The sequence below is a fragment of the Pseudomonas sp. Eqa60 genome (assembly GCF_018326405.1).
Lineage (GTDB): Bacteria > Pseudomonadota > Gammaproteobacteria > Pseudomonadales > Pseudomonadaceae > Aquipseudomonas > Aquipseudomonas protegens.
The window spans coordinates 257,920-279,965 of the sequence record NZ_AP024342.1 but is presented as its reverse complement, the minus strand read 5'-3'; the positions used below and the strand labels follow the sequence as shown (position 1 = coordinate 279,965).

22 protein-coding genes are annotated in these 22,046 nt (G+C 64.7%); 8 read left to right on the top strand and 14 right to left on the bottom strand.

Going from position 1 to position 22,046, the window contains the following annotated elements; genetic code table 11:
* Positions 1–58 precede the first annotated feature (58 nt).
* Positions 59–685 carry a class I SAM-dependent methyltransferase gene (locus KI242_RS01250; protein ID WP_212805849.1) on the top strand — a complete coding sequence of 209 codons (627 nt, stop codon included), beginning with the start codon at positions 59–61 and terminating at the stop codon, positions 683–685.
* 174 nt (positions 686–859) lie between these two features.
* Here KI242_RS01250 and KI242_RS01245 read toward each other — a convergent pair whose 3' ends face one another.
* The 3 genes from KI242_RS01245 to KI242_RS01235 are packed head-to-tail and all read right to left on the bottom strand — an operon-like array spanning position 860 to position 6,104.
* Entirely contained in the window at positions 860–3,946 is a 3,087-nt protein-coding gene (locus KI242_RS01245) for an efflux RND transporter permease subunit (RefSeq protein WP_015633736.1), read from the bottom strand.
* Positions 3,943–5,013: an efflux RND transporter periplasmic adaptor subunit gene (locus tag KI242_RS01240; RefSeq protein WP_019095356.1), complete on the bottom strand. Its 1,071-nt coding sequence runs from the start codon at positions 5,011–5,013 to the stop codon at positions 3,943–3,945. The genes KI242_RS01245 and KI242_RS01240 overlap by 4 nt, the downstream gene beginning before the upstream one ends.
* Positions 5,010–6,104 (bottom strand): efflux RND transporter periplasmic adaptor subunit, encoded by a 1,095-nt coding sequence (locus KI242_RS01235; protein ID WP_212805848.1) that lies wholly within the window; start codon positions 6,102–6,104, stop codon positions 5,010–5,012. Before KI242_RS01235 ends, KI242_RS01240 begins: the two co-directional genes overlap by 4 nt.
* 274 nt (positions 6,105–6,378) lie before the next feature.
* Here KI242_RS01235 and KI242_RS01230 point away from each other — a divergent pair, with 274 nt between their 5' ends.
* Positions 6,379–7,575: an AAA family ATPase gene (locus tag KI242_RS01230; protein WP_011058615.1), complete on the top strand. Its 1,197-nt coding sequence runs from the start codon at positions 6,379–6,381 to the stop codon at positions 7,573–7,575.
* A 132-nt stretch (positions 7,576–7,707) separates the two neighbouring features.
* On the opposite strand, the gene KI242_RS01225 is transcribed toward KI242_RS01230, so the two are convergent.
* From KI242_RS01225 to KI242_RS01175, 11 genes are all read right to left on the bottom strand, one after another.
* On the bottom strand, positions 7,708–8,592 hold the full coding sequence (locus KI242_RS01225) for a transporter substrate-binding domain-containing protein (RefSeq protein ID WP_011058614.1): 885 nt from the start codon (positions 8,590–8,592) through the stop codon (positions 7,708–7,710).
* Entirely contained in the window at positions 8,589–9,371 is a 783-nt protein-coding gene (locus tag KI242_RS01220; protein WP_212805847.1) for an amino acid ABC transporter ATP-binding protein, read from the bottom strand. The genes KI242_RS01225 and KI242_RS01220 overlap by 4 nt, the downstream gene beginning before the upstream one ends.
* Positions 9,368–10,027 (bottom strand): amino acid ABC transporter permease, encoded by a 660-nt coding sequence (locus tag KI242_RS01215; protein WP_053148446.1) that lies wholly within the window; start codon positions 10,025–10,027, stop codon positions 9,368–9,370. The genes KI242_RS01220 and KI242_RS01215 overlap by 4 nt, the downstream gene beginning before the upstream one ends.
* Positions 10,008–10,673 (bottom strand): amino acid ABC transporter permease, encoded by a 666-nt coding sequence (locus tag KI242_RS01210; RefSeq protein WP_212805846.1) that lies wholly within the window; start codon positions 10,671–10,673, stop codon positions 10,008–10,010. Before KI242_RS01210 ends, KI242_RS01215 begins: the two co-directional genes overlap by 20 nt.
* 471 nt (positions 10,674–11,144) lie before the next feature.
* Positions 11,145–11,927: a MetQ/NlpA family ABC transporter substrate-binding protein gene (locus KI242_RS01205; RefSeq protein WP_011058610.1), complete on the bottom strand. Its 783-nt coding sequence runs from the start codon at positions 11,925–11,927 to the stop codon at positions 11,145–11,147.
* A 302-nt stretch (positions 11,928–12,229) separates the two neighbouring features.
* The gene (locus KI242_RS01200; RefSeq protein WP_212805845.1) at positions 12,230–13,162 is read right to left on the bottom strand and encodes a sigma 54-interacting transcriptional regulator; all 933 of its coding nucleotides are present in this window, start codon (positions 13,160–13,162) and stop codon (positions 12,230–12,232) included.
* 57 nt (positions 13,163–13,219) lie between these two features.
* Positions 13,220–13,801, bottom strand: coding sequence for an alpha/beta hydrolase (locus tag KI242_RS01195; RefSeq protein WP_011058608.1), 582 nt, complete (start codon positions 13,799–13,801; stop codon positions 13,220–13,222).
* Between the two features lie 422 nt (positions 13,802–14,223).
* The gene (locus tag KI242_RS01190) at positions 14,224–14,625 is read right to left on the bottom strand and encodes a biopolymer transporter ExbD (RefSeq protein WP_011058607.1); all 402 of its coding nucleotides are present in this window, start codon (positions 14,623–14,625) and stop codon (positions 14,224–14,226) included.
* A gap of 1 nt (position 14,626) precedes the next feature.
* Complete coding sequence (locus tag KI242_RS01185; RefSeq protein WP_011058606.1) at positions 14,627–15,352, bottom strand: MotA/TolQ/ExbB proton channel family protein; 726 nt, start codon at positions 15,350–15,352, stop codon at positions 14,627–14,629.
* 55 nt (positions 15,353–15,407) lie between these two features.
* Complete coding sequence (locus KI242_RS01180) at positions 15,408–16,223, bottom strand: energy transducer TonB (protein ID WP_123431256.1); 816 nt, start codon at positions 16,221–16,223, stop codon at positions 15,408–15,410.
* Positions 16,224–16,734: 511 nt separating this feature from the next.
* A complete protein-coding gene (locus KI242_RS01175) occupies positions 16,735–17,598 on the bottom strand; it encodes a LysR substrate-binding domain-containing protein (protein WP_011058604.1) in 864 nt (287 codons plus the stop codon).
* A 108-nt stretch (positions 17,599–17,706) separates the two neighbouring features.
* Here KI242_RS01175 and KI242_RS01170 point away from each other — a divergent pair, with 108 nt between their 5' ends.
* The 6 genes from KI242_RS01170 (at position 17,707) to KI242_RS01145 (ending at position 22,022) form a co-directional block, all read left to right on the top strand.
* Entirely contained in the window at positions 17,707–18,369 is a 663-nt protein-coding gene (locus KI242_RS01170; protein ID WP_019095363.1) for an ankyrin repeat domain-containing protein, read from the top strand.
* A gap of 28 nt (positions 18,370–18,397) precedes the next feature.
* Positions 18,398–18,859: a nucleoside deaminase gene (locus tag KI242_RS01165; protein ID WP_015633729.1), complete on the top strand. Its 462-nt coding sequence runs from the start codon at positions 18,398–18,400 to the stop codon at positions 18,857–18,859.
* Positions 18,846–20,051: a CynX/NimT family MFS transporter gene (locus KI242_RS01160; protein ID WP_053155863.1), complete on the top strand. Its 1,206-nt coding sequence runs from the start codon at positions 18,846–18,848 to the stop codon at positions 20,049–20,051. The genes KI242_RS01165 and KI242_RS01160 overlap by 14 nt, the downstream gene beginning before the upstream one ends.
* A 150-nt stretch (positions 20,052–20,201) precedes the next feature.
* Positions 20,202–20,678: a DUF6392 family protein gene (locus KI242_RS01155; RefSeq protein WP_015633728.1), complete on the top strand. Its 477-nt coding sequence runs from the start codon at positions 20,202–20,204 to the stop codon at positions 20,676–20,678.
* A 540-nt stretch (positions 20,679–21,218) separates the two neighbouring features.
* Entirely contained in the window at positions 21,219–21,797 is a 579-nt protein-coding gene (locus KI242_RS01150) for a hypothetical protein (protein ID WP_015633727.1), read from the top strand.
* A gap of 9 nt (positions 21,798–21,806) precedes the next feature.
* Positions 21,807–22,022, top strand: a complete 216-nt coding sequence (locus tag KI242_RS01145; RefSeq protein ID WP_011058598.1) for a helix-turn-helix transcriptional regulator — start codon at positions 21,807–21,809, stop codon at positions 22,020–22,022.
* Positions 22,023–22,046 lie beyond the last annotated feature (24 nt).

Genomic DNA, 22,046 nt, shown 5'->3' with positions numbered 1-22,046 from the left:
CGGCTACAGGGTGCATGGGGTATATTCGGGCCATTCCCTTAACGCCATGCGACCCGCCATGAAACTCGCCCCCGACGATCTCGACAGCATCACCGCCACCACCCTCGGCCACTACCAGCAGGTGGCCGAGGACTTTCGTGAAGGCACCCGCGACCACGACGTCAGCCAGAACATCGACGCGCTGCTGCGGCACATTCAGGGCTCGGCGCCATTCACCGTGCTGGATTTTGGCTGCGGACCCGGCCGCGACCTGCAGGCCTTTACCCGCCTGGGCCATGTCGCCGTCGGCCTCGACGGCTGCGAGCGCTTTGCCCAGATGGCCCGGGAAGACAGCGGCTGCGAGGTCTGGCAGCAGGACTTCCTCAAGCTCGACCTGCCGGCTGAACGCTTCGACGGGATCTTCGCCAACGCGGTGCTGTTCCACATTCCCCGCCAGGAACTGCCGCGGGTGCTCAAGCAACTGCATGCCAGCCTCAAGGACGGTGGCGTACTGTTCAGCTCCAATCCCCGGGGTGACAACCAGGAAGGCTGGAACGGCCCGCGCTATGGTGCCTACCACGACCTGGCGGCCTGGCAGGCGTTGCTGACGGATGCCGGGTTCGTCGAACTGGAACACTACTACCGCCCCGTCGGCCTGCCTCGGGAACAGCAACCGTGGCTGGCCAGCGTCTGGCGCAAGGCCTGATCCCCCTGCGAGGAGCCGGCTCGCCAGCTCCTACGAGGCCGTGGGGGGCCTACGCCCTCTGCAACGCCGCATACCCCGTAGGAGCCGGCTTGCCGGCGAAGGCACTTGCGAGTCAGGCGCCTGTTTCTCGGGCCTCTTCGCTGGCAAGCCAGCTCCTACGGAAATAGCCAGCGCCTACGAGGCCGTGGGCCGGGTGCGCTCGGTGTCCTTGCTCGGTTCCTTGATCTTGTACCAGGCCACGTACAGCGCCGGGAGGAACAGCAGGGTGAGCAAGGTGGCAACGATGATGCCGCCGATCATGGCGTATGCCATCGGCCCCCAGAACACTTCCCGGGCAATCGGGATCATCCCCAGGCTGGCCGCCGCCGCGGTCAGCAGGATCGGCCGCCGTCGATGGTGGGTGGCTTCCAGCACCGCGTCCCAGGGGTGATAGCCCTCACGCTCGTATTCGTCGATCTGGGTCACCAGGATCACCGAGTTGCGGATGATGATGCCGATCAGCGCCAGGATCCCGAGGATCGCCACAAAGCCCATGGGCGTGCCCGTGGGCACCAGGGCCAGGACCACGCCGATCAGCCCCAGGGGCGCGACGCTGGCCACCAGGAACAGCTTCTGCACGCTGTGCAGCTGGATCATCAGGAAGGTCGCCATCAGGAACAGCATCAGCGGCACCACCTTGGCGATCGGACCCTGGGCCTTGCCGCTTTCCTCCACAGTGCCACCGGTGGCCACCGAGTAGCCGGCGGGCAGTTGCGCGGCGAAATGGTCGATGTCCGGCTTCAGTTGCTTGACCAGGTCGGTGGGCTGGATCGCATCGCGCACCGCGGCCTTGATGGTGATGGTCGGCTTGCGGTCGCGACGCCACACCAGCGGCTGCTCCAGTTCGTAGCGCACCGTGGCGAAGGCCAGCAGCGGAATCGAAGTGCCGTTGGGGGTGACGATCTGCAGGTTCTGCAGGGTTTCCGGGGAGCCGCGCTCGTTGTCGTCGGCGCGACCGACCACGTTGATCAGGTAGATGTCGTCATGCACCTGGGTCACGGTGGAGCCGCTGACGATGCTGTTCATCAACTGCGCCACGTCTTCGGAGGACAGCCCCAGTTGCCGCGCCTTGTCCTGGGCGATGTCGATGCGCAGCACTTTGCCGGGCTCGTTCCAGTCATAGATGATCTCGCCAATGTGCGGGTTCTTGTCCAGCTCGGTGGCCAGTTCGATGGCGTGCTTGCGCACCTGGTCGATGTCCTTGCCACTGACCCGGTACTGAATCGGCCGCCCCACCGGCGGGCCCATTTCCAGGGCCTGCACATAGCTGCCGATGCCGACGAAATCTTCCCGCAGGCGTTTCTGCAAGCGCTGGGTCAGGGCCGTGCGCTGCTCCAGGCCCTTGCTGACGATCACCAGCTGGGCGTAGTACGGGTTCTGCAATTGCTGGTCCAGGGGCAGGTAGAAACGGATCGCGCCCTCGCCGATATAGGTGCTCCAGCGCTCGATGTCCGGGTCGTCCTTGAGGGTGGCCTCCAGGCGGTCCACGGCCTGGCGGGTCTCGTTGATCGAAGCGTTCTGCGGCAGGTTGAGGTCAACGAGGATCTCCGGCCGGTCCGATGACGGGAAGAACTGGTTCTGCACGAAACGCATGCAGAACACCGAAGCCACGAACAGCAGCACGGTGATGCCGATGGCCCACCAGCGGTTGCGCATGGCCCAGAGCAAACCGCCATTGAAGGCGCGACCGATGCGCCCCGGCTCATCGGAATGGGGTTTGACGTTGGTGCTGAGGATGTGGATGCCGATCACCGGGGCAAACAGCACCGCGACTATCCACGACACCAGCATGGCCACCGCGATCACCGCGAACAGGGTAAAGGTGTACTCACCGGCAGAACTGGCGTTGAGGCCGATGGGCACGAAGCCGGCCACGGTCACCAGGGTCCCGGTGAGCATGGGAAAGGCGGTGGAGGTGTAGGCGAAGGTCGCTGCCTGCTCCTTGCTCTCGCCCTTCTCCAGCCGCGTGACCATCATTTCCACGGTGATCATCGCGTCATCCACCAGCAGCCCCAGGGCGATGATCAGCGCCCCCAGGGAGATCCGCTGCATGGTGATGCCGCTGTACTCCATGAACACGAAGACCATGGCCAGCACCAGCGGAATCGAGCAGGCCACCACCAGCCCGGCGCGGACCCCGAGGCTGATGAAACTCACCACCAGCACGATGATCACCGCCTCGAACAGGGCACTGGTGAAACCGCCCACTGCCTCTTCCACCACCTCGGCCTGGTCGGAAACCTTGTGCACCCCGACGCCCACCGGCAGGTCGGCGGTGAGCTGGTCCATGCGGGCGTGCAAGGCCTTGCCGAAGTCCTGGATGTTGCCGCCCTTCTTCATGGCGATCGCCAGGCCGATGGCCGGCTTGCCATTGAAGCGGAACAGCGGCGTGGAAGGGTCGACATAGCCGCGGCTGATCTCGGCGATGTCCGCCAGCCGGTAGAAGCGGTCGTTGAGCCGCAGGTTGACCGTGGCCAGGTCCTTCTCCGAGGCGAACTGCCCGGACGTGCGCACCGAGATGCGCTCCGGCCCAGCCTCGATCACCCCGGCCGGAGTCACCGCGTTCTGCGATTGCAGGCTCTGCAGGACCTGGCGCTGGTCGATGCCCAGGGCCGCCAGCTTGCGGGTGGAGAAGTTCAGGTAGATGACTTCATCCTGCTCGCCGACCATCTCCACCTTGCCCAGGTTCGGCACTTCGCGGATCTGCGCCCGTACCTGTTCCACGTAGTCGCGCAGCTGGCGCATGCTCAGGCCATCGGCGGTGAAGGCGTAGATCGAGCCGAACACATCGCCGAACTCATCGTTGAACCCCGGGCCCTGCAGGCCCTGGGGAAAGTCGCCGCGGATGTCGTTGATCTTCTTGCGCACCTGGTACCAGATCTCGGGAATGTCCTTGGCACTGGTGGTGTCGCGCAGGTAGACGAAAACCGTCGATTCGCCGGGGCGGGTGTAGCTTTTCACGTAGTCGAGCGAGTCCAGCTCTTCGAGTTTCTTCTCGATGCGGTCGGTGACCTGCTTCAGGGTTTCTTCCTGGGTCGCACCGGGCCAGCGGGTCTGGATGACCATGGTCTTGATGGTGAAGGAGGGGTCTTCCTCGCGCCCCAAATTCATGTAGGAAAACACGCCCATCAGCAGCGCAACGAACATCAGGTACCAGACGAAGGACTGATGCTTGATCGCCCACTCGGACAGGTTGAAGCTCCCTTTGCTGTCGGGCGTCATTGTGCGCGGTCCTCATCGATTTTGACTTTCTGCCCCGGCTTGAGGCTGTTGACGCCGGCACTGACCACCCGCTCGCCGGACTTGACGCCCTGGCTGATCAACGCCGAAGCGCTGTCGCGGCTGAGCACCGTGACCTCGCGCGGAGCCACCGTCTGGCTCTGGGGGTCGACGACCCAGATCCGGGTCTTGCCCTGCACCTCTTGCAGGGCGGTCAGCGGCACCTCGGTGCGCGGCTCGATGGCCGAGCTCAGGGTCACGCTGATGGCGGTGCCCAGGCGAAAGGCCTCGGGCGTGTCCTTGAGGGTCAGGCGGGCGCGTCGGGTACGGGTTGCACTCTGGGCCTGGGGTTCGATCTCACGCACCGTGGCGGTGGTGCTGATGCTCGGATCCAGCTGTGCCGCGACCTTGAATTCCACACCGGCCGGCAACTGGTCCACCAGGCTGGCCGGCAGGTCGATCACCGCTTCCTTGATCTCCGGCCGGGCCAGGGTCACCACTTGCTGGCCGGCGGTCACCACCTGCCCGGCCTCGGCGTTCCAGGCGGTGATCACGCCGCCGTGATCGCTGCGCAGTTCGCTGTAGTTGAGCTGGTCCCGGGCCTGGCGTACCGAGGCCTTGGCCTGGTCCAGGGAGGCACCGGTGGTCTTCAGGTCGGTCTGGGCGATGTCCAGTTGCGCCTGGGCGCCCACGCCGCGATCGAACAGTTCCTGCTGGCGCCGGGCATTGGCCTGGGCGTTGATCCACTGCGCCTCGACCTTGGCCAGGTCGCCCTGGGCGGCCCGCAGCTGGTTCTGCTGGTCGGTGGGGTCCAGAGTGGCCAGCAAGTCCCCGGGGCCCACTTCGGCACCGACATCGACATTGCGGTTGGCAATGCGCCCCGGCACCCGGAAGCCCAGGTTGGTCTCGTAGCGGGCCTGGATGGTGCCGGCAAAACGCCCCAGGCTTTCCTCGGCCTGGGGCGCCACCCGGAACGACAGCACCGGGCGCACCGGCTCCGGCGCCGGCTCTTCCCTGGAGCAGCCCAGCAACAAGGCGCTGGCACACAACAACGGCAGCAGGCGCTTCATGGCTGTGCTCCCTGGTCGCTCGTTTGCGAGGCGATCTCCACGAACATCCCCGGGTGCAGCAACTGCCCACCCGCCACCACCACTTTCTCGCCGCCCTTGAGGCCGTCGCTGATGATCACCTTGCCGGTGAGGTAGCGCCCGACCTTCACCGTGTGCAGGGCCGTCTTGCCGTCCTCGCCCACCAGCCACACGGCAGGCTCGCTGAGATTCTTGGTCAGGGCCGACCAGGGCAGCACCACACTGGCCTTGCCATGGGCCCGGGCGGTGGCGCTGACCACCGAGCCCAGGTCCATGCCCGCCGGCAACGAATCGAGCACCACCTTGACCTGCACCGTGCCGCTCTGGGCCGAGACCACCGGCGTCACCTCGCGCACCTTGCCGGTGGTGGTCACCTTGGGGTTGTCCAGCAGGCTGATGTGAATGGTTTCCTGGCCCGGTGGCTGCATCAGCAGCGACTCGTAGACGTTGAACACCGCATCGCGCTCGCCATCCCGGGCCAGGCTGAAGATCGGCACCGTGGCCTGCACCACCTGGCCGACCTCGGCCTGGCGCGCGGTGATCACCCCCGGAGCCTCGGCCACCAGCTCGGTGTAGCTCAGTTGCTCGCGGGCGTTGGCCAGTTGCGCCTGGGCCGCGCTCAGGGCGCTCTGGCTGCTGCGCAGGGCGGCCTGGGCCGAATCGTATTCGCTCTGGCTGGTGTAGCCCTTGGGCAAGAGCTTCTGCTGGCGGACAAACGCCGCGCCGGCCTGCTTGACCCGGGCCTGCTCGGCGAACACCGAGGCGGCGGCAGAATCGACATTGGTCTGCAGGTCCTTGGGATCGAGCTTGGCCAGTACCTGTTGCGCGGTAACCCGATCGCCGACATCGACCATGCGCTGGATGATCTTGCCGCCGACGCGGAACGACAGTTCGGTCTGCACCCGGGCCTGGACGTCACCGGTCAGGGTCACCGAAGGGGCGAAGTCACTGCTCTGCACCTCCAGGATGCGCACCCGCGGGCGCTCCTTTTCCCCGGGCTTTTCCGCCCCGCAGCCGCCAAGCAGCAGCAACAGGGTCAATCCCACTCTCCACTTCGAATTGAACGCAGCCATGCAGGCTCCTTTTGCGTGATGCTGTCTCGCCAGTGACGTTACGACTGTGAGCTTAGAACAGGGTTCAACCGCTGCACGCCAGTCTCATCAGAGAGGGTTTCGGTGGCGCGGAGCTTGCTCCCACTGGCCGGCCGGCACCCCGGGGCGCAGCAGCCGCAACGGCCCTCGACGCGCTCTATCCTGGCAAGCACAACGTCGGTTTCGAGGGCCGCCGCAAGCAAGCTGCGGCTTCACAAATCAGGCACACTGCGCACCACGCAACAGGAGACCCGGCATGCTCAAGACCCTGGCGGTGGCCAACTACCGCTCCATCAACAAACTGGTAATTCCCCTGGGTCGGCTGAACCTGGTCACCGGCGCCAACGGCAGCGGCAAGTCCAACCTGTACCGCGCCCTGCGCCTGCTGGCGGAGACCGCCCAGGGCGGCGTGGTCAACGCCCTGGCCAAGGAAGGCGGGCTGGAATCGACGTATTGGGCCGGGCCGGAACAGATCAGCCGACGCATGAGCCAGGGCGAGGTGCCGATCCAGGGCGGGCCGCGCAAGGCCGCCAGACGCCTGCAACTGGGCTTTGCCGGTGAGGACTTCGGGTACGCGATCAGCCTGGGGCTGCCGGATTCCAGCGGCCATTTCATGTTGCCCGGGCACAGCTCGCCGATTGCCTCGCGCTTCACTCTCGACCCGTGGATCAAGCGCGAGAGCATCTGGGGCGGGCCCCTGTACCGCTCGGCCAGTGCCCTGGTGGACCGCCAGGGCCCGATGATACGAGCCCGTGCGGGCCGCCAATGGGAGGTGCTGGCGCAGCACACGAGCAGCGGCGACAGCCTGTTCGACCGGGTGGGCAACCTGAGTTCATCACCCGAGGTCCTGCATCTGCGCGAGCAGATCCGTGGCTGGCGTTTTTATGACCACTTGCGCACCGACAGCCAGGCACCCGCGCGCCGACCACAACTGGGCACCCGCACCCCGGTGCTGCACCATGATGGCCGGGACCTGGCCGCCGCGTTGCAGACCATCATCGAAGTGGGCGATCAGCAGGCATTGCACGAAACCATCAGCGATGCCTTCCCGGAGTCGCGGCTGGAGATCGATGCCGTTCCGGGGGGGCTGTTCGGGGTGCAGTTCTATCAGGAAGGCCTGTTGCGACCGTTGTCGGCCGCGGAACTGTCCGACGGCACCTTGCGCTACCTGTTGCTGGTAGCGGCCCTGCTGACCCCACGACCACCGACCCTGATGGTGCTCAACGAACCGGAGACCAGCCTGCACCCGGACCTGTTGCCGGCCCTGGCGCGCCTGATCATTCGCGCCTCGCAGCAGTGCCAGGTGTGGGTGGTGTCCCACGCCCGGCGGCTGATCGCAGCCTTGCAGCAAGACCCCGAATGCAACTGCATCGTGCTGGAGAAACAACTGGGCCAGACCGGCATCGTCGGCCAGCGCATGCTGGACGAACCGGCGTGGAACTGGCCCGATTGACCCCTCCCCGCCGGCCCCGACTGCCATGCCCCCCGTAGGAGCCAGCTTGCTGGCGAAGAGGCCCTCAAGCCCTGCACCGCCCTCGCGGGCGCCTTCGCTGGCAAGCCAGCTCCTACGCGGAGGGAGAAGGGCTCAGCCCTGCCATTTGCCGCCTTCGACAATCACGCTCTCAGGCTTGGTGTCGTCGCTCAGCTCTTTGCGCACGTACTGGTCATACAGCTTGAGCAGGTATTTCTCTTCGCCCAGTTTGGCCAGTTCGGCATTCACCCAGTCCCGCAGTTCGATGTTGCCTTTCTTCACCGCCGGGGCAATCGGCGCCTGTTCGCCCAGGGTCTGAGGCAATACGCGGTAGCCCGGGTTCTGCTTGGACCAACTGAACAGAATCAGGTTGTCCTGGGCATAGGCGTCACCGCGACCGTTGGCCAGGGCTTGCAGGGACTCGGTGTTCTTCTCGAACTTGAGCAGTTTCCAGTCCGGGTGGTTCTGGGTCAGCCAGATGTCCGCGGTGGTGCCGGTGGTGACGATGGTGGTGCGGCTCGCCAGGTCATCCAGGCTCTTCACTGCACTGCCTTCAGGCACCAGGGCCTGGACCGCCACCTTGAGGTTGGGGTTGGTGAACTCCACCGCTTCCTTGCGCTCCGGGGTCACGGTCATGTTGGCCAGGATCAGGTCGACCTTGTCGCTCTGCAAGAAGGGAATGCGGCTGGCCGGTTCCACGGCGACGAATTCAACCTTGTTCTCGTCCCCCAACAGGTCCTTGGCGAATTGCCGGCCGATGTCGGTATCGAAGCCCACGTAGCGCCCGGTTTCATCGACGAAACCGAACGGCGGCTTGTCGGTGAATACACCGACGATCAGCTTGTCCCGGGCCTTGATCTTGTCCAGGTAGCCGGCCGCCGGCGCGGCGCTGGCAGCGGTGGCCGCAGGCTTGGGTGCATCATTGGATTTATCGCAGCCGGCCAGCAGGGCCAGACCGAACAGCGGCAGTAACAACAGCGAAGACTTGGCAGTTTTCATAAGAGCTCCAGTTCCTTTTTAGGGGCTTTCTTGGGCAGTGCTTCAACGAAGGAGAACTTCTCCAGGAACTGCTGCGCGCGTGCGCTCTGCGGGTTCGTGAAGAAAGCCTCGGGGGTGTTCTGTTCCACGATGCGCCCGCCGTCCATGAACACGACACGGTCGGCCACGGCCCGGGCGAAGGCCATTTCATGGGTGACAATCAACAGGGTCATGCCGTCGCGGGCCAGGCCCTGGATCACTTGCAGCACTTCCTTGACCATCTCCGGGTCCAGCGCCGCGGTGACCTCGTCGAACAGCATCACCTGGGGGTTCATGCACAACGAACGGACGATGGCGATGCGTTGCTGCTGGCCGCCGGAAAGCTGCCGGGGAAAGGCCTCGCGCTTGTCCAGCAGGCCCACTCGTTCCAGCAGCGCCTCGGCCTGGGCCCGGGCTTCCCGGGGCTCGCGCTTCTGTACCTTGAGCGGCCCCAGGAGGATGTTGTCCAGCACGTTCATGTGGGGAAACAGGTGATAGCTCTGGAACACCATGCCGATCTGCTGGCGCACCTGGCGCCAGTCGGTGGCGGGGCTCAGCAGTTCGCGCCCGGCAAAACGCAGGTGGCCGCTGTGGGCGGTTTCCAGGCCGTTGAGGCAGCGCAACAGGGTGCTCTTGCCGCAGCCGCTGGGGCCGAGGATGACGATCACCTCGCCCGCCGCCACGCAGAGGTCGACCTCCTTGAGCACCTGCTGCGAGCCGAAGAACTTGTTGAAACCCTGGAACTCGATCAATGCGCTCATGCTTGCGTCCAGCGCCGTTCCAGCACGCGGGAGGCGGCCGACAACGGGTAGCAGATAAAGAAGAAAAACAGGAACAGCACGCCGTAGATCAGCACCGATTCGTAGGTGCGCTCGATGATCTGCTGGCCGACCTTGATCACGTCCACCACGCCGATCAGCACCGCCAGGGAACTGGTCTTGATGATCCGCGTGTAAACGTTGATGGTCGGTGGCGTCATGCGTTTCAGCGCCTGGGGCAGCAACACGTAGCCGTACAACTGGGTACCGGAAAGGCCGATGGACAGCCCTGCCTCACGCTGGCCTCGAGGCAGGGACTGCAGCGCCCCGCGCACCACCTCGCCGACCTCGCTGGCGCCCCACAGCGACAGCACCAGCACCGCGCAGGTGAAGCTGGGAATGCTAATGCCGAAGAAGATCGGAAAACCGAAGAACAGCAGGTACAGCCAGACCAGCACCGGAATCGCCCGGAACAGCTCCAGGTAGATCCGCAGCGGCACGTCCAGCACCTTGCGCTGCAGGCTGCGCAGCACGCCATAGAGCACGCCGCCCAGGGTGCTGAAGGCAATGCTCAGCAAGGAAATCGACAAGGTCTGCGCAGCGCCCCTGGCCAGTTGCGGCAGGGACACCAGCAACAGCTCAAGACCCGAACTGGCCATGCTGCAACCTCCTTTCCAGACGGCTGAGCAACAGCGACAGGGGCAGGAACAACAGCACGCAGATCAGCGTCAGCACCGCGAGCATTTCGTAGGTCTTGTAGTACAGGGCGATGTAGCTCTTGGTGGTGTAGAGAATTTCCGGCACCGCCACCGCCGAGACCACGGTGGTTTCCTTGAGCAGGAAAATGAAATTGGCGAACAGCGATGGCAGGCTGAGGATCCCGGCCTGTGGCAGGATCACGTAGCGCAGCAACTGCCACTGCGACAGGCCGATGGAACGCCCCGACTCCAACTGCGCCTGGGGCACGGCTTCCACCCCGGCCCGCAGCACTTCGGTGAGGTAGGCGCCACCGAGGAAGGTCATGGTGATGATCGCCGCGGCAAAACCCGAGACCTTGATCCCCAGGGCCGGCAAGGCGAAGTAGACGAAGAACAGCTGGATCAACAGCGGTGTATTGCGCGCCAGTTCCACGTACAGGCCGATCAGCCGGTGCAGGTAAGGGGTGCGAAATACCAGGAGCGTGGCGTTGATCAGGGCCACCAGCAGGGAAGTGCCGATGGCGATCAGGCCGACCTGCAGGGTTACCCCAACGGCTTTGAGAAAGGCCGGCAGGGTGCTGAGGATAAAGGCGTAGTCGAGGGTCATTGAAAGTCCTGGACGCCGCTGGGATACAGCGGCGGTGGTGCAGTCCATGGGGCGATGGGTAACCGCCCGGCTGCCGCGACTTTATAGCTATAAAAAGCAGAATTTAAATACCGTTAAGGCATATTGATATCACCCAAAAACCTAACCCGCGGATTTGCCGGGCTGGCGCCCAGCTACTACCTTCTCTGCCGGGCCTGCCGGGTTCTTTCGCGCTCGAACAGCCCCACTGGACGCTGCACTTCTCAAGGACGACCACCATGGCCGATGCAAAGACCCCGCAACCCCTGGACCCCCATGAACTGATGAAATGGCTGGCGGCCCTGCGCCGGGCCACCCAGCCCACTGCCAAAAACGCCCCTGTGTAGGCGCCGGCTCCTACGGTTTTTTCCGGCGCAATAAAAAACGCCGACGCTGCGCTAGCCGTCGGCGTTTAAACCTTGAAGGGGTTTGTCGCGTCAGTAGCCTAGTTCATCAGAACGCCGGCAGTACTGCGCCGCTGTATTTTTTCTCGATGAAGGCTTTGACTTCCGGGCTGGTCAGGGCCTTGGCCAACTTCTGTATGGCCGGGCTGTCCTTGTTGTCCGGGCGGGCCACCAGGTAGTTCACGTAAGGCGAATCGGAACCTTCGATGATCAGCGCATCCTTCGCCGGGTTCAGGCCGGCTTCCAGGGCGTAGTTGGTGTTGATCATGTCCAGGTCAACCTGGTCCAGGACCCGCGGCAGCATGGCCGACTCAAGTTCCTTGAACTTGAAGTTGTGCGGGTTCTTGGCGATGTCCTTGGGCGTGGCCACGGCGTTCTTCGGGTCCTTGAGCTCGATCAGGCCGGCCTTCTGCAGCAGGATCAGGGCGCGGCCACTGTTGCTGCCTTCGTTGGGGATGGCGATGGTTGCGCCATCTTTCAGCTCGGCCAGGGTCTTGACCTTCTTCGAGTAACCGCCGAAAGGTTCGACGTGCACGCCGATCACGGTTTCCAGGTGGGTGCCTTTGCCTTCGTTGAAGCTTTTCAGGTAGGGCAGGGTCTGGAAGTAGTTGGCGTCCAGGCGCTTCTGGTCGACCTGCACGTTGGGCTGCACGTAGTCGGTGAAGACCTTGATCTCCAGGTCCACGCCTTCCTTGGCCAGGGTCGGCTTGATCAGCTCGAGGATCTCGGCGTGGGGCACCGGGGTCGCAGCGACCACCAGCTTCTCGCCAGCCTGGGCGATACCTGCGCTCAGGGCTGCCGCCAGTGCGGTGAACAACAGAACTTTTTTCATGCAAGGTCCTTAGGTGTCGAGGTCGACGACGGCTTCAAATAGGGAACTGATTGAGGTGCCAGTGAAGTGCCACTGCTGGCGTGAGGCGGACAATACCGAGATTTTTTATTCCCGAACAATATCTTTTATTCACGTTCATATTCCATTTTGTTCATACAGCCTCCCGGCGCTCTAGCCTGCGATTTCCCACCTGCCAGGCCAGCCTTGGTAGTAGCCGGCTTGCCGGCGAAGAGGCCCTCAGGCCTTGCATCGCCCTTGTGCACGCCTTCGCTGGCAAGCCAGCTCCTACGGTGGCCGGGGTTTCAGGTCAGGGCGGTGCGTTGCAGCAACTGGTGCAGCGCCTGGCGCTCGACAGCGGATCCGATCTCGGCGATCTGCTGCAACAACTGCTGGATCTGCTCCAGCGGCGAGGGCGTCGGCGGCAGGTTGAGGTGCTCGGGAAGAATTTCCTCGCCGCTGCTGACCAGCAGCGCAAAGTGAATGACGTTCTCCAGCTCCCGGGTGTTGCCCGGCCAGCTGTGGCGATTCAGGGCCTGCTGCGCGGCTTCGCTGATCAGCGGCACCGGCAGGTCCAGGCGCTGGCTGTAGATCCCCAGGAAGTACTCGGCCAGGGATTCGATATCCCCGACCCGCTCGCGCAGCGCCGGCAATTCCAGCTGGCCCTCTCTGAGGTAGCGGTACAGGCGCTCGTGAAACTTGCCCGCCGCCACCGCCTGGGCCAGGTCGATGCTGGTGGCCGCCACCAGGCGCACGTCTACCGGGCTCGGTTGCTGGGCGCCAACCCGGGTCACTTCGTGGTTCTCCAGGGCGGCCAGCAGCTTGGTCTGGATCGGCAGCGGCAGGTCGCCGATTTCATCCAGGTACAGGGTCCCGCCGTTGGCCGAGCCGAACCAGCCGGCGCGGCTGCTGGCCGAACCGCTGAAACTGCCGGCGGCATAACCGAACAGTTCGGCGTCGGCGTAGGTCGGGCTGATGGCGCCGCAGTTCACCGAGACGAACAGGCCACTGCGATCGCTGGCACGGTGGATGTGCCGGGCCAGCAGTTCCTTGCCGGTGCCGGTTTCGCCACGGATCAGTACCGAAACCGAACGCGGCGCCAGTTGCTCCAGCTCTTCGCGCAACTGCCGCGAGCGCGGGTCGACGAACACCAGCGCCTTGGCGCGGATGCTCAGGGGGCTTTTCTCGGCATCGGGGAAGGTCAGCAACGGCTGACCGAATGGGGTATGGGCACTCATGGCAGGCTCCCGCCCCAGACCGCCGGGGGACGGGGCGTTTAAACGAAAAAAGGACGATCAGGCACGACGCAGGGCGTGTTGTTCCATGCGGTTCTGCAAGCGATACAGATAGGCGAAACCCTGCTCCCAGCGATGGTGGCCGGACTTGACGTTGATATGGCCGGCGCCGGCCAGGATCCCGGCTTCGGCGCCCCAGTCACGGGCCAGCTCCAGGGCCCGCGGCGCGCTCACGGCACTGTCGTTATCCGAGCTGACCACTTGGCTGGGGAACGGCAGCAGGTGCCGGGGGATCGGCGCGAAATTGCGCAGCGCCGGGGCACAGGCCGGGCGCTCGACGTCCGCCGGGGCCACCAGCAACGCACCGCGCACCTGGCGCAGGGCCGCTACGGGCGCGCGCGCGGCCCAATGAGCCACGGTAATGCAACCCAGGCTGTGGGCAATCAGGATCACCGGAGTGTCGTCGGCGGCAATGGCCTCGGCCAGGGCCGCCACCCAATCTTCGCGGCGCGGCGTCAGCCAGTCGGCCTGCTCCACCCGCGCGCTGTTGGGCAGGCTGTTCTGCCAGTGGGTTTGCCAATGATCTTCTGGCGATCCTTGCCAGCCCGGCACAATCAAGTAGCGAATGGATTCGTTGCGCATGGGGAACTCTCCTGCTGCGTGTCTGTTCCCGGACGAGTATAGGGAGGGGATTTATATTCGTTAAGGAATAAGAAGCTATTTATTAATACCTTAAACGAATATAAAACTTCCCCCGGCCTCCATAGGAGCCGGCTTGCCGGCGAAACGGCCCGCAAGCCTTGCACCGCACTCAAGGACGTCTTCGCTGGCAAGCCAGCGCCTACATCTGGCGCGATTACGGCGGTGTTCTTGTAGGAGCCGGCTTGCCGGCGAAGGGGCCCGCAAGCCTTGCACCGTGCTCAAGGACGCCTTTGCTGGCAAGCCAGCGCCTACGGCTGGCGCGATTACGGTGGTGTTCTTGCGGGGGCTTTTTCGCCAGGCAAAAAAAAGGCCGCACCCTGCCAAGGAGACGGCCTGAAAAGTCGTGGCGTTGTTGCTCGGTCTCAGCGCGCGGTAATCACCGACAGTTTGGTGATGCCCGCACGCTCGATGGACGCCATGGCTCGGGCCACTTCGCCGTAGTTGACGCCATCGTCGGCCTGCAGCTGGACCCGCACTTGCGGGTCCTTGGCCTTGGCCGCTTGCAAGTTGGTTTCCAGCAGGTCCGGCTGGATCTCGTCCTTGTTGATAAAGAGTTTGCCGGCACCGTCGATGCTCACCACCAGCGGGTCTTTCTGCTCCACCGGGGCCACGGCCTCGGTCTTGGGCAGGTTGATCGGAATGGCGTTGGTCAGCAGCGGCGCGGTGACGATGAACACCACCAGCAGCACCAGCATCACGTCCACCAGCGGCGTGACGTTGATCTCGCTCAGCACTTCATCGCTGTCTTGGGTGGAAAAGGCCATGTCAGGACGCCTCCTTCACTTTTTGCGGGCTGCCCTGGGCCGCGGCCTTGTGCACGCTCGGGTGGATCAGCACGCGGAAGGAGTTCTTCTGCGCCAGGCTGTAGAAGTCGTGGGCGAAGTCGTCCAGGTCCGCGGCCGTGAGCTTCAGGCGCCGCAGGAAGTAGTTGTAGACCAGCACCGCCGGCACTGCGACGGCGATCCCCACCCCCGTCGCCACCAGGGCTGCGCCAATGGGACCGGCCACGGTTTCCAGGCTCGCCGAACCAGCAGCGCTGATGCCTTTCAAGGCTTCCATGATCCCCCACACGGTGCCGAACAGGCCGATGAAGGGCGAGGTGCTGCCGATACTGGCAACCACCGCCAGGCCGGTTTCCAGGGAACGACGCTCACGCACGATCTGCTGGCGCAGGGCACGTTCGAGACGGTCCTGGTGGTTGATTGCCTGGCTCAGGTCCGCCGCGTGGGGCGCTTCGCCAACCTGGATCGCCGCATAGCCGGCCTGGGCCACCCGGGCCGCCGCGCCGGGCTGGGTTTCACTCAACGAGGCAGCGGAGTCGAGGCTGGACGCTGCCCAGAACTGATTGTGGAACTTGCGATCCTGGGACTTGAGGCGGGCGAACTGCACGCCCTTGACCAGGGCCAGGCCCCAAGTGGCGACGGAGAAGACCACCAACAGCCAGATCACCGCGCTTTCGATGGATTCCAGTGGAGATGCCAGTAACGTCATGATGTATTCCCTCTGTGTAAGCGTTTAGCGCGTGTTGGTTGATCGGCCTTGCGGCTCAATGAATCTTGAAATCTATGGGTACGCTGACCCAGCCGTCCTGGGCCACGTCGCCCTGCTTGGCAGGGACGAAACTCCAGCGCTTGACCGCGGCCAGGGCGGCGTCATCGAGTTGCTGGCGACCACTGCTCTTCTGGATCTGGATCTCGCCCGGCTTGCCGCTGGCCAGTACATGCACCCGCAGCAGCACCGTGCCTTCCCAACCGCGACGCTGGGCCAGCGACGGATATTCCGGCGCCGGGTTCTTCAAGTACGCGGCATTCGCCGAAGCCGGGGTCACGGGCGCCGGGACCGGTGGCGCGGGCGGAGCCGGAGCGGCTACCGGGGCCGCGGGCTGTGGCGGCGCCGGAGTCTGCTGCACCGGTTTGGGCGCAGGTTTCGGCTCGGGCTTGGGCACCGGCTTGGGTTTGGGTTTGGGCACCGGCTTGGGCGGTGGCGGCTTCACGGCCAGCTCGTCCTCCACTGGCGGTGGCGGCTCCACCACCGGCTGTACCGGCTGTGGCGGTGGGGGCTCGACCACCGGCGGCGCCGGGCGCGAGAACTCGATGGTCATGGGCGGGATTTCCGGCGGTACGATCGGCAGCACCGGGGTCGGCTTCTGGCTCAGCCAGTAGATCACTGCCGCGTGCAGTACCAGGGCCGCGGCGCCGAGGATGATGGCCTCACGGCGACGCAATATCCCCTTGGGCGTGCGTTGCAAACGCAATTGGCCCAGCGGCAAGCGGTGAGGCCGGCCGAGGTCGACCAACTCGCCGCTCGGTGCCTGGCGCCACAGCACCTCGTGTGCACTGGCGGCGGTCTGGACATTGCCCATGGATTCACTCCCTACGATCTTTTGAAAAACCCGGCACCGGCGTTTGAACTGCCCCCACGCAACGGTGCCGCGGGGTCAATGATCAGTGCCCCGTGCTTATCTCTTAAAGTAATCTTTCAAGTTATAGATAGATCGAAATCGAATACATGATTTCGCGAAAAAGCCCCAGGCCCCGTGGTTCAAGGGCTGCAGCCAAGAGGGAAAAACACCATGCCTTGCGGGCATCGAAAATATTCCTGCAAAGCATCGAAACAAGACGCTTGGCGGGGGATGGAACAGCTCTCCAAGCAGCAGCGCCCCCTCAAGATCAGCCCTTGCGCTGCTGAACAATCTTGTGAAGGGGCATTCCAGGGCCGCTGGGGCACTGTGCTACCGGCATGAGGCGACGAGATCCCGGCGGCCGCCTGTTATCGAACGCGCGACGGCTAGACGAAGCTGTTCCGCAACTCGCCCCCCGGATGATCGGCCTGTACAGCCCTGGTGCAGACGAACCTGGCCAACCAGCAGACAGTCATCGCCTGGCCACTTGCGGCTTGACGCTTGCCACTGCCCGCAACTGTTCCTGTAGCTCCTTGCCGGCCCGGCTCAAGCCACTGCCGGCGTACAACGCCAGGCGCACGCCCTGGATGTCCGGCAAACCGCTGTCGGCGTCGAGCACGCGATGCCCCTTGCCCAGCACCCGTACCGGCAACAGGCTGATGCCCAGGCCCGCCGCCACCGCCGAACAGACGCTGGCCAGGCTGGCGCTGGAATAGGCGATGCGCCACGGCCAGCCTCCGACCTCCAGGTGATGGAGCATTTCCTGGCGGTACAGGCCGCCCACCGGGAACGCCACCAAAGGCAACGGATCGCGGCCAAAGGCGGGCTGGCGAACGCTATCGACCCAGCACAGCGGCTCGGGCCAGGAGTCCACGCAGTCATCGCTGTGGCCCATCTGCTTGACCAGCAGCAGGTCGAACTCACCCCGCCGGTACTGGCGCAACAGCTCAGGGCCCAGGCCGCTGCTGACCTCCAGGCGCACCGCCGGGTAGTCCAGGCCAAAGCGCGAGAGCATGGGCATCAGGCGCTCGGCGGCGAAATCTTCCGGCACCCCGAGGCGCAGGACTTCTTCGCCGCGCTGGTTGACCAGCATATCGCTGGCCTCTTCATGCAGCGCCAGGATGCGCCGGGCGTAGGCCAGCAGCCGCTCGCCCTCCACCGTGGCCACCACCCGGCGCTGGTCACGGTCCAGCAACTGGCAGCCCAGGCTCTCTTCCAGGCGCCGCACCTGCTGGCTCACAGTGGACTGGGTGAGGTGCAGGCGCTCGGCGGCGCGGGTGAAGTTCTGGCTGTCGGCGACCGCGACAAAACTGCGTAACAACACCGGATCCAACATGTTGACCTACCATCCTGACTGCCACTGGTTGGCATGATTATATTTAATTTCAGAATACCCAGGGCCGTCACCATACTTCCCTTTCATCAGCCGGAACGGGAGGTTCTCATGCAACTCAAGCGTTTTCTCAAACGCGGCCTGATCGCCGCCGGCCTGTTCACTGCGGGGGTGGTCATGGCCAGCGATGGCGCGTTGCTGGAAGCGGTACGCAAGGGGCAACTGCAACAGGTGCAACAGTTGCTTGAGCAAGGCGCGGCGCTCGATGGCCGTGGCCTGGACGGCAGCAGCCCGCTACTGGTGGCCACCCGGGACAACCGCATCGACATCGCCCGGGCGCTGATCGAGGCCGGGGCCGACGTCAACCGCAAGAACCTGATCCAGGACAGCCCCTACCTGCTGGCCGGCGCCAGCGGTCACAACGAAATCCTCACGCTGACCCTGGCCCACGGCGCCGACCTCAAGAGCACCAACCGCTACGGCGGCACCGCGCTGATCCCGGCCTGCGAACGCGGCCACGTGGAAACCGTGCGCCTGCTGATCGAGGCTGGCGTCGAGCTGGACCACGTCAACCACCTGGGCTGGACCTGCCTGATGGAAGCCATAGTGCTGTCCGACGGCGGCCCGGCGCACCAACAGATCGTCGCCCAACTGATTGCCGCCGGCGCCAACCTGAACCTGCCGGACCGTGCCGGCCTCAGCCCGTTGCAACAGGCCGAGCGCCGTGGCCAGGGCGCCATCGCCAAGCTGCTGCGCGATGCCGGCGCTGCCTGAGCCCGCCCCTCTTTTGAAGGAACCTTGCATGCACGACGATCAACACTACCTGCAACAGGCCGTGGCACTGGCCCGGCGCAATGTCGAACAGGGCGGCCGCCCGTTCGGCGCATTGCTGGTGCGCAACGGCCGGGTACTGGCCGAGGCGGTGAATGAAATCCACCTCAGCCAGGACCCCACCGCCCACGCCGAGATGCTGGCCATCCGCGCCGCCAGCAGGCAATTGGGCCCGCGCCTGGATGGTTGCGTGATCTACGCCAGCGGCCAGCCCTGCCCCATGTGCCTGGCCGCCATGTACCTGTGCGGCGTGTCCCGCGCGGTATTCGCTGCCAGCAATGAGCAAGCTGAGCCGTTCGGCCTGTCCACCGCGGCCATCTACCAGCAACTGAGCAAGCCCCTGGAAGCCCAGCGCCTGCCGGTGCTGCACCTGCCCCAGGCAGCGATGAGCGCCCTCTACCAGGATTGGCAGGAGCGTCATGCAGCGAACTGAATCCACCTTCCAGCGCTGGGCCGGCTGGGCCCTGCTGGTGTGCCTGGGGCTGAACCTGCGGCCCATCCTCAGCTCGGTCAGCCCGCTGCTCAACGAGATCCGCGGCGCCACCGGCATGAGCTTCCAGAGCAGCGCCTGGCTCACCAGCCTGCCGGTGATCTGCATGGGCCTGGTGGCCTTGCTCGGTGTACGCATCGAAGCCCGCCTGGGCGAGCGTCGGGGCGTTTCCCTGGGCTTGCTGCTGGTGCTGCTGGCCTGCCTGGTGCGGCTGTTCTTCGGCCAGGCCGCGGCCTTGCTCGCCACCGCCCTGCTCGGCGGCGCCGGGGTGGCCTTGATCCAGGCCCTGGTGCCGGCGTTGATCAAGCGCCAGTTCCAGCACCGGGTGGCCCTGGCCATGGGCGTCTACTCGGCCTCGCTGATGGGCGGTGGCGGCATTGCCGCCCTGCTCAGCCCGCAGGTGGCCAGCCACTTCGCCAACTGGCAGGCGGGGCTTGGCGTCTGGCTGCTACCGGCCATGGCGGCGCTGCTGCTCTGGGCCTGCCTGCCCCTGGGCGCCGGCCGCCGCAACGGTAGCCCGGCTCCCCTGGCCGGGCTCTGGAACAACCGCCGCGCCTGGCTGCTGGCGTTGTATTTCGGCCTGGTGAACTGCGGCTACATGAGCATGGTCGCCTGGCTGCCGGCCTACTACCTGCAAATGGGCTGGAGCGCCAGCCAGAGCGGTTCGCTGCTGGCCTTCATGACCCTGTTCCAAGTCAGCGCCTCCCTGCTGATGCCGGCCCTGGCCCAGCGCAGCAGCGACCGCCGCCCGCTGCTGGGCATCAGCCTCGCGGCCCAGGCCGCGGGTTTTCTCGGGCTGGTGCTGTGGCCCTTGCAGAGCCCGCACCTGTGGGTGGCGCTGATCGGCTTCGGCCTCGGAGCGTGCTTTGCCCTGAGCCTGATCCTCACCCTGGATCACCGGCGCGACCCTCGGGAAGCCGGGCAACTGGCGGCTTTTGTCCAGGGCGTGGGCTTTCTGATCAACGCCGTCTCGCCATGGCTCAGCGGCTGGCTGCGGCAAGTCACCGGCAGCTTTGTCAGCGCCTGGTGGGTGCTGATCGTGGGTGTCCTGGCGATGCTGTTCCTGACCCGGATCTTCAGCCCCGCCAGCTATCAGGCCCGGGCCCAGCTCGATACCGCGCCCCAACCGGCCTGACACCGGCCCTCCAACCCACCGCCTGCCAGCACGGCAGGCGGCGTTCTTCATGTCGCCACAGCACCACTATCCTTCTCGACCGGCTAAGATCGGCCGCCAACGCCACTCGCGACAACGGGCACACACTCAACTCAGGACACAGGAATAGCGATGGACGCTGCAACGATCGGCCGCTGGGTAAGCAGCCTGGGGCTCAGCCATGAAGAACTGATCGCCCGGGGAGAACGCATCGAGACCCCGACGGACAAGATCTACGACGAATTCGATTGGCTGACCGTGATCGTCGAGCCCGGCCTGATGCTGGACTTCTGGGAAGACAGCCTGGCCCTGGAAAAGGTGCTGATCGAGCTCATGCCCCTTGAACAGGGGCGCTCCTTCTACAGGGGCGAGCTGCCCGCCCCGTTCTCGCGCAGCATGACCCACGCCGACATCCGCAACCTGCTGGGTACGCCCCTGCGATCGGGGGAGCGCAGGCCATCAGCAGATGGGCAATACACGCTCAACGCCTGGGAGAGCTACCGCCTGCCGGAGCACCTGCATCCCGGTGCGCGGGTTGGGTTCGTCTATAGCGCCGACCGGCAGATCAAGGTCCTGTCGTTCGACTTGCTGGAGCCGCAGCGCGACTGATTCGACCACACAGAGTGGCTCGTGGAAACTCGCGGCGATCCGCCAGGCATCAGAGGACCGGCGCGAGATCGCCAAGCAAGGCCCTGCAGTCCCTTTCGCAGCCTCGCAGGCTCGGCAGCGGCTACAGGAAACGTGGAGGACGACAGAGATAGGCCGGCAGGCAGGCCGCCGGCAGATTTTGATCTTGCTCTGGCTTTTGATCTTCCTGCCCCCTTAGACACGATGGCCGAGCCTAGGCGAGGCACCGAGTGGAGGGGCAGGTGCCTTTGGTTACTTTGGGCTGGCCGGCATTCCGGGCTTCAAAGTGACTCGCTGCAAGAGCGAAACCATAAGTGGCCGTGACCGCAGCAATGGATAGGTACACCAATAAGACCCCAACCTCAGGTTTTACGGCCACTACGCGCCCGAGCGGGAACAAGCTCCCTCGCCACAGCATGATTCCTGGCCTGGAGTCGTGACGATTATTGAAAATAAATTATTGTAATTCGATAATTTTTTATCAATAATTTGCCACCCCCAAAGTTTTGCAAGGAATAACGCATGAACTCCCAAATCAACGGCTCGGCCCAGTACCGCTTACGACGGGTCGGCCTGCTGGCCGCGATCCTGGCCTGGGTCATGGGCGTGGTGGAGCTGGGCGGCAATGCCGGGCTCTGGATCTACAGCAAGGACCAGGTCCTGGGCGCCCTGCTCGGCGTATTCGCCGAACACTCGCCGCGCCTGCTGGAAGCGGACTTCAAGCTCTCGTCGCTGAGCTTCGCCCTGCTGGTGATCCTCGACTTCCTGCCACTGCTGCTGTCGAGCTTCGCCCTGTACCTGACCGGCGTGTTCTTCCTGCGCCTGTCCCGTGGCGAAACCTGGAGCGATCGCAACATCCGCATCCTCTGGCGCGTGGGCATGCTGTGGATAGTCGCCCCGGCCACGTTCCCGATGATGGAAACCCTGCAAGGCCTGGCCCTGTCCATCGACCTGCCGCCCGGCCAGCGCATCCTGCAGATTTCCGCGGGCTTCTCGTCCTACGCGGCCTACGAGGTGGTCAAAGGAATCTTGCTCTGCTCGTTTTCCATTATCATGCGCGACGCCAAAGTCCTCAGTGATGAGCACAGTCACTACATATAGAACAATGAGATGACCATTATCGTTCGGCTTGACGTTGTCATGGCTAAAAACAAGATTCGCTCGAAAGAGTTGGCCGCCATCCTGGGCATTACCGAGGCCAATCTGTCGTTGCTGAAAAATGGCAAGGTCAAGGGGATGAAAATCGAGACCCTGGACAAACTCTGCGCCGCACTCGACTGCCAGCCCGGCGACCTGCTGGAATATCAGGCCACCGAGCCCGCGTGACACCCCCGCGTTTGTTTGATCCGA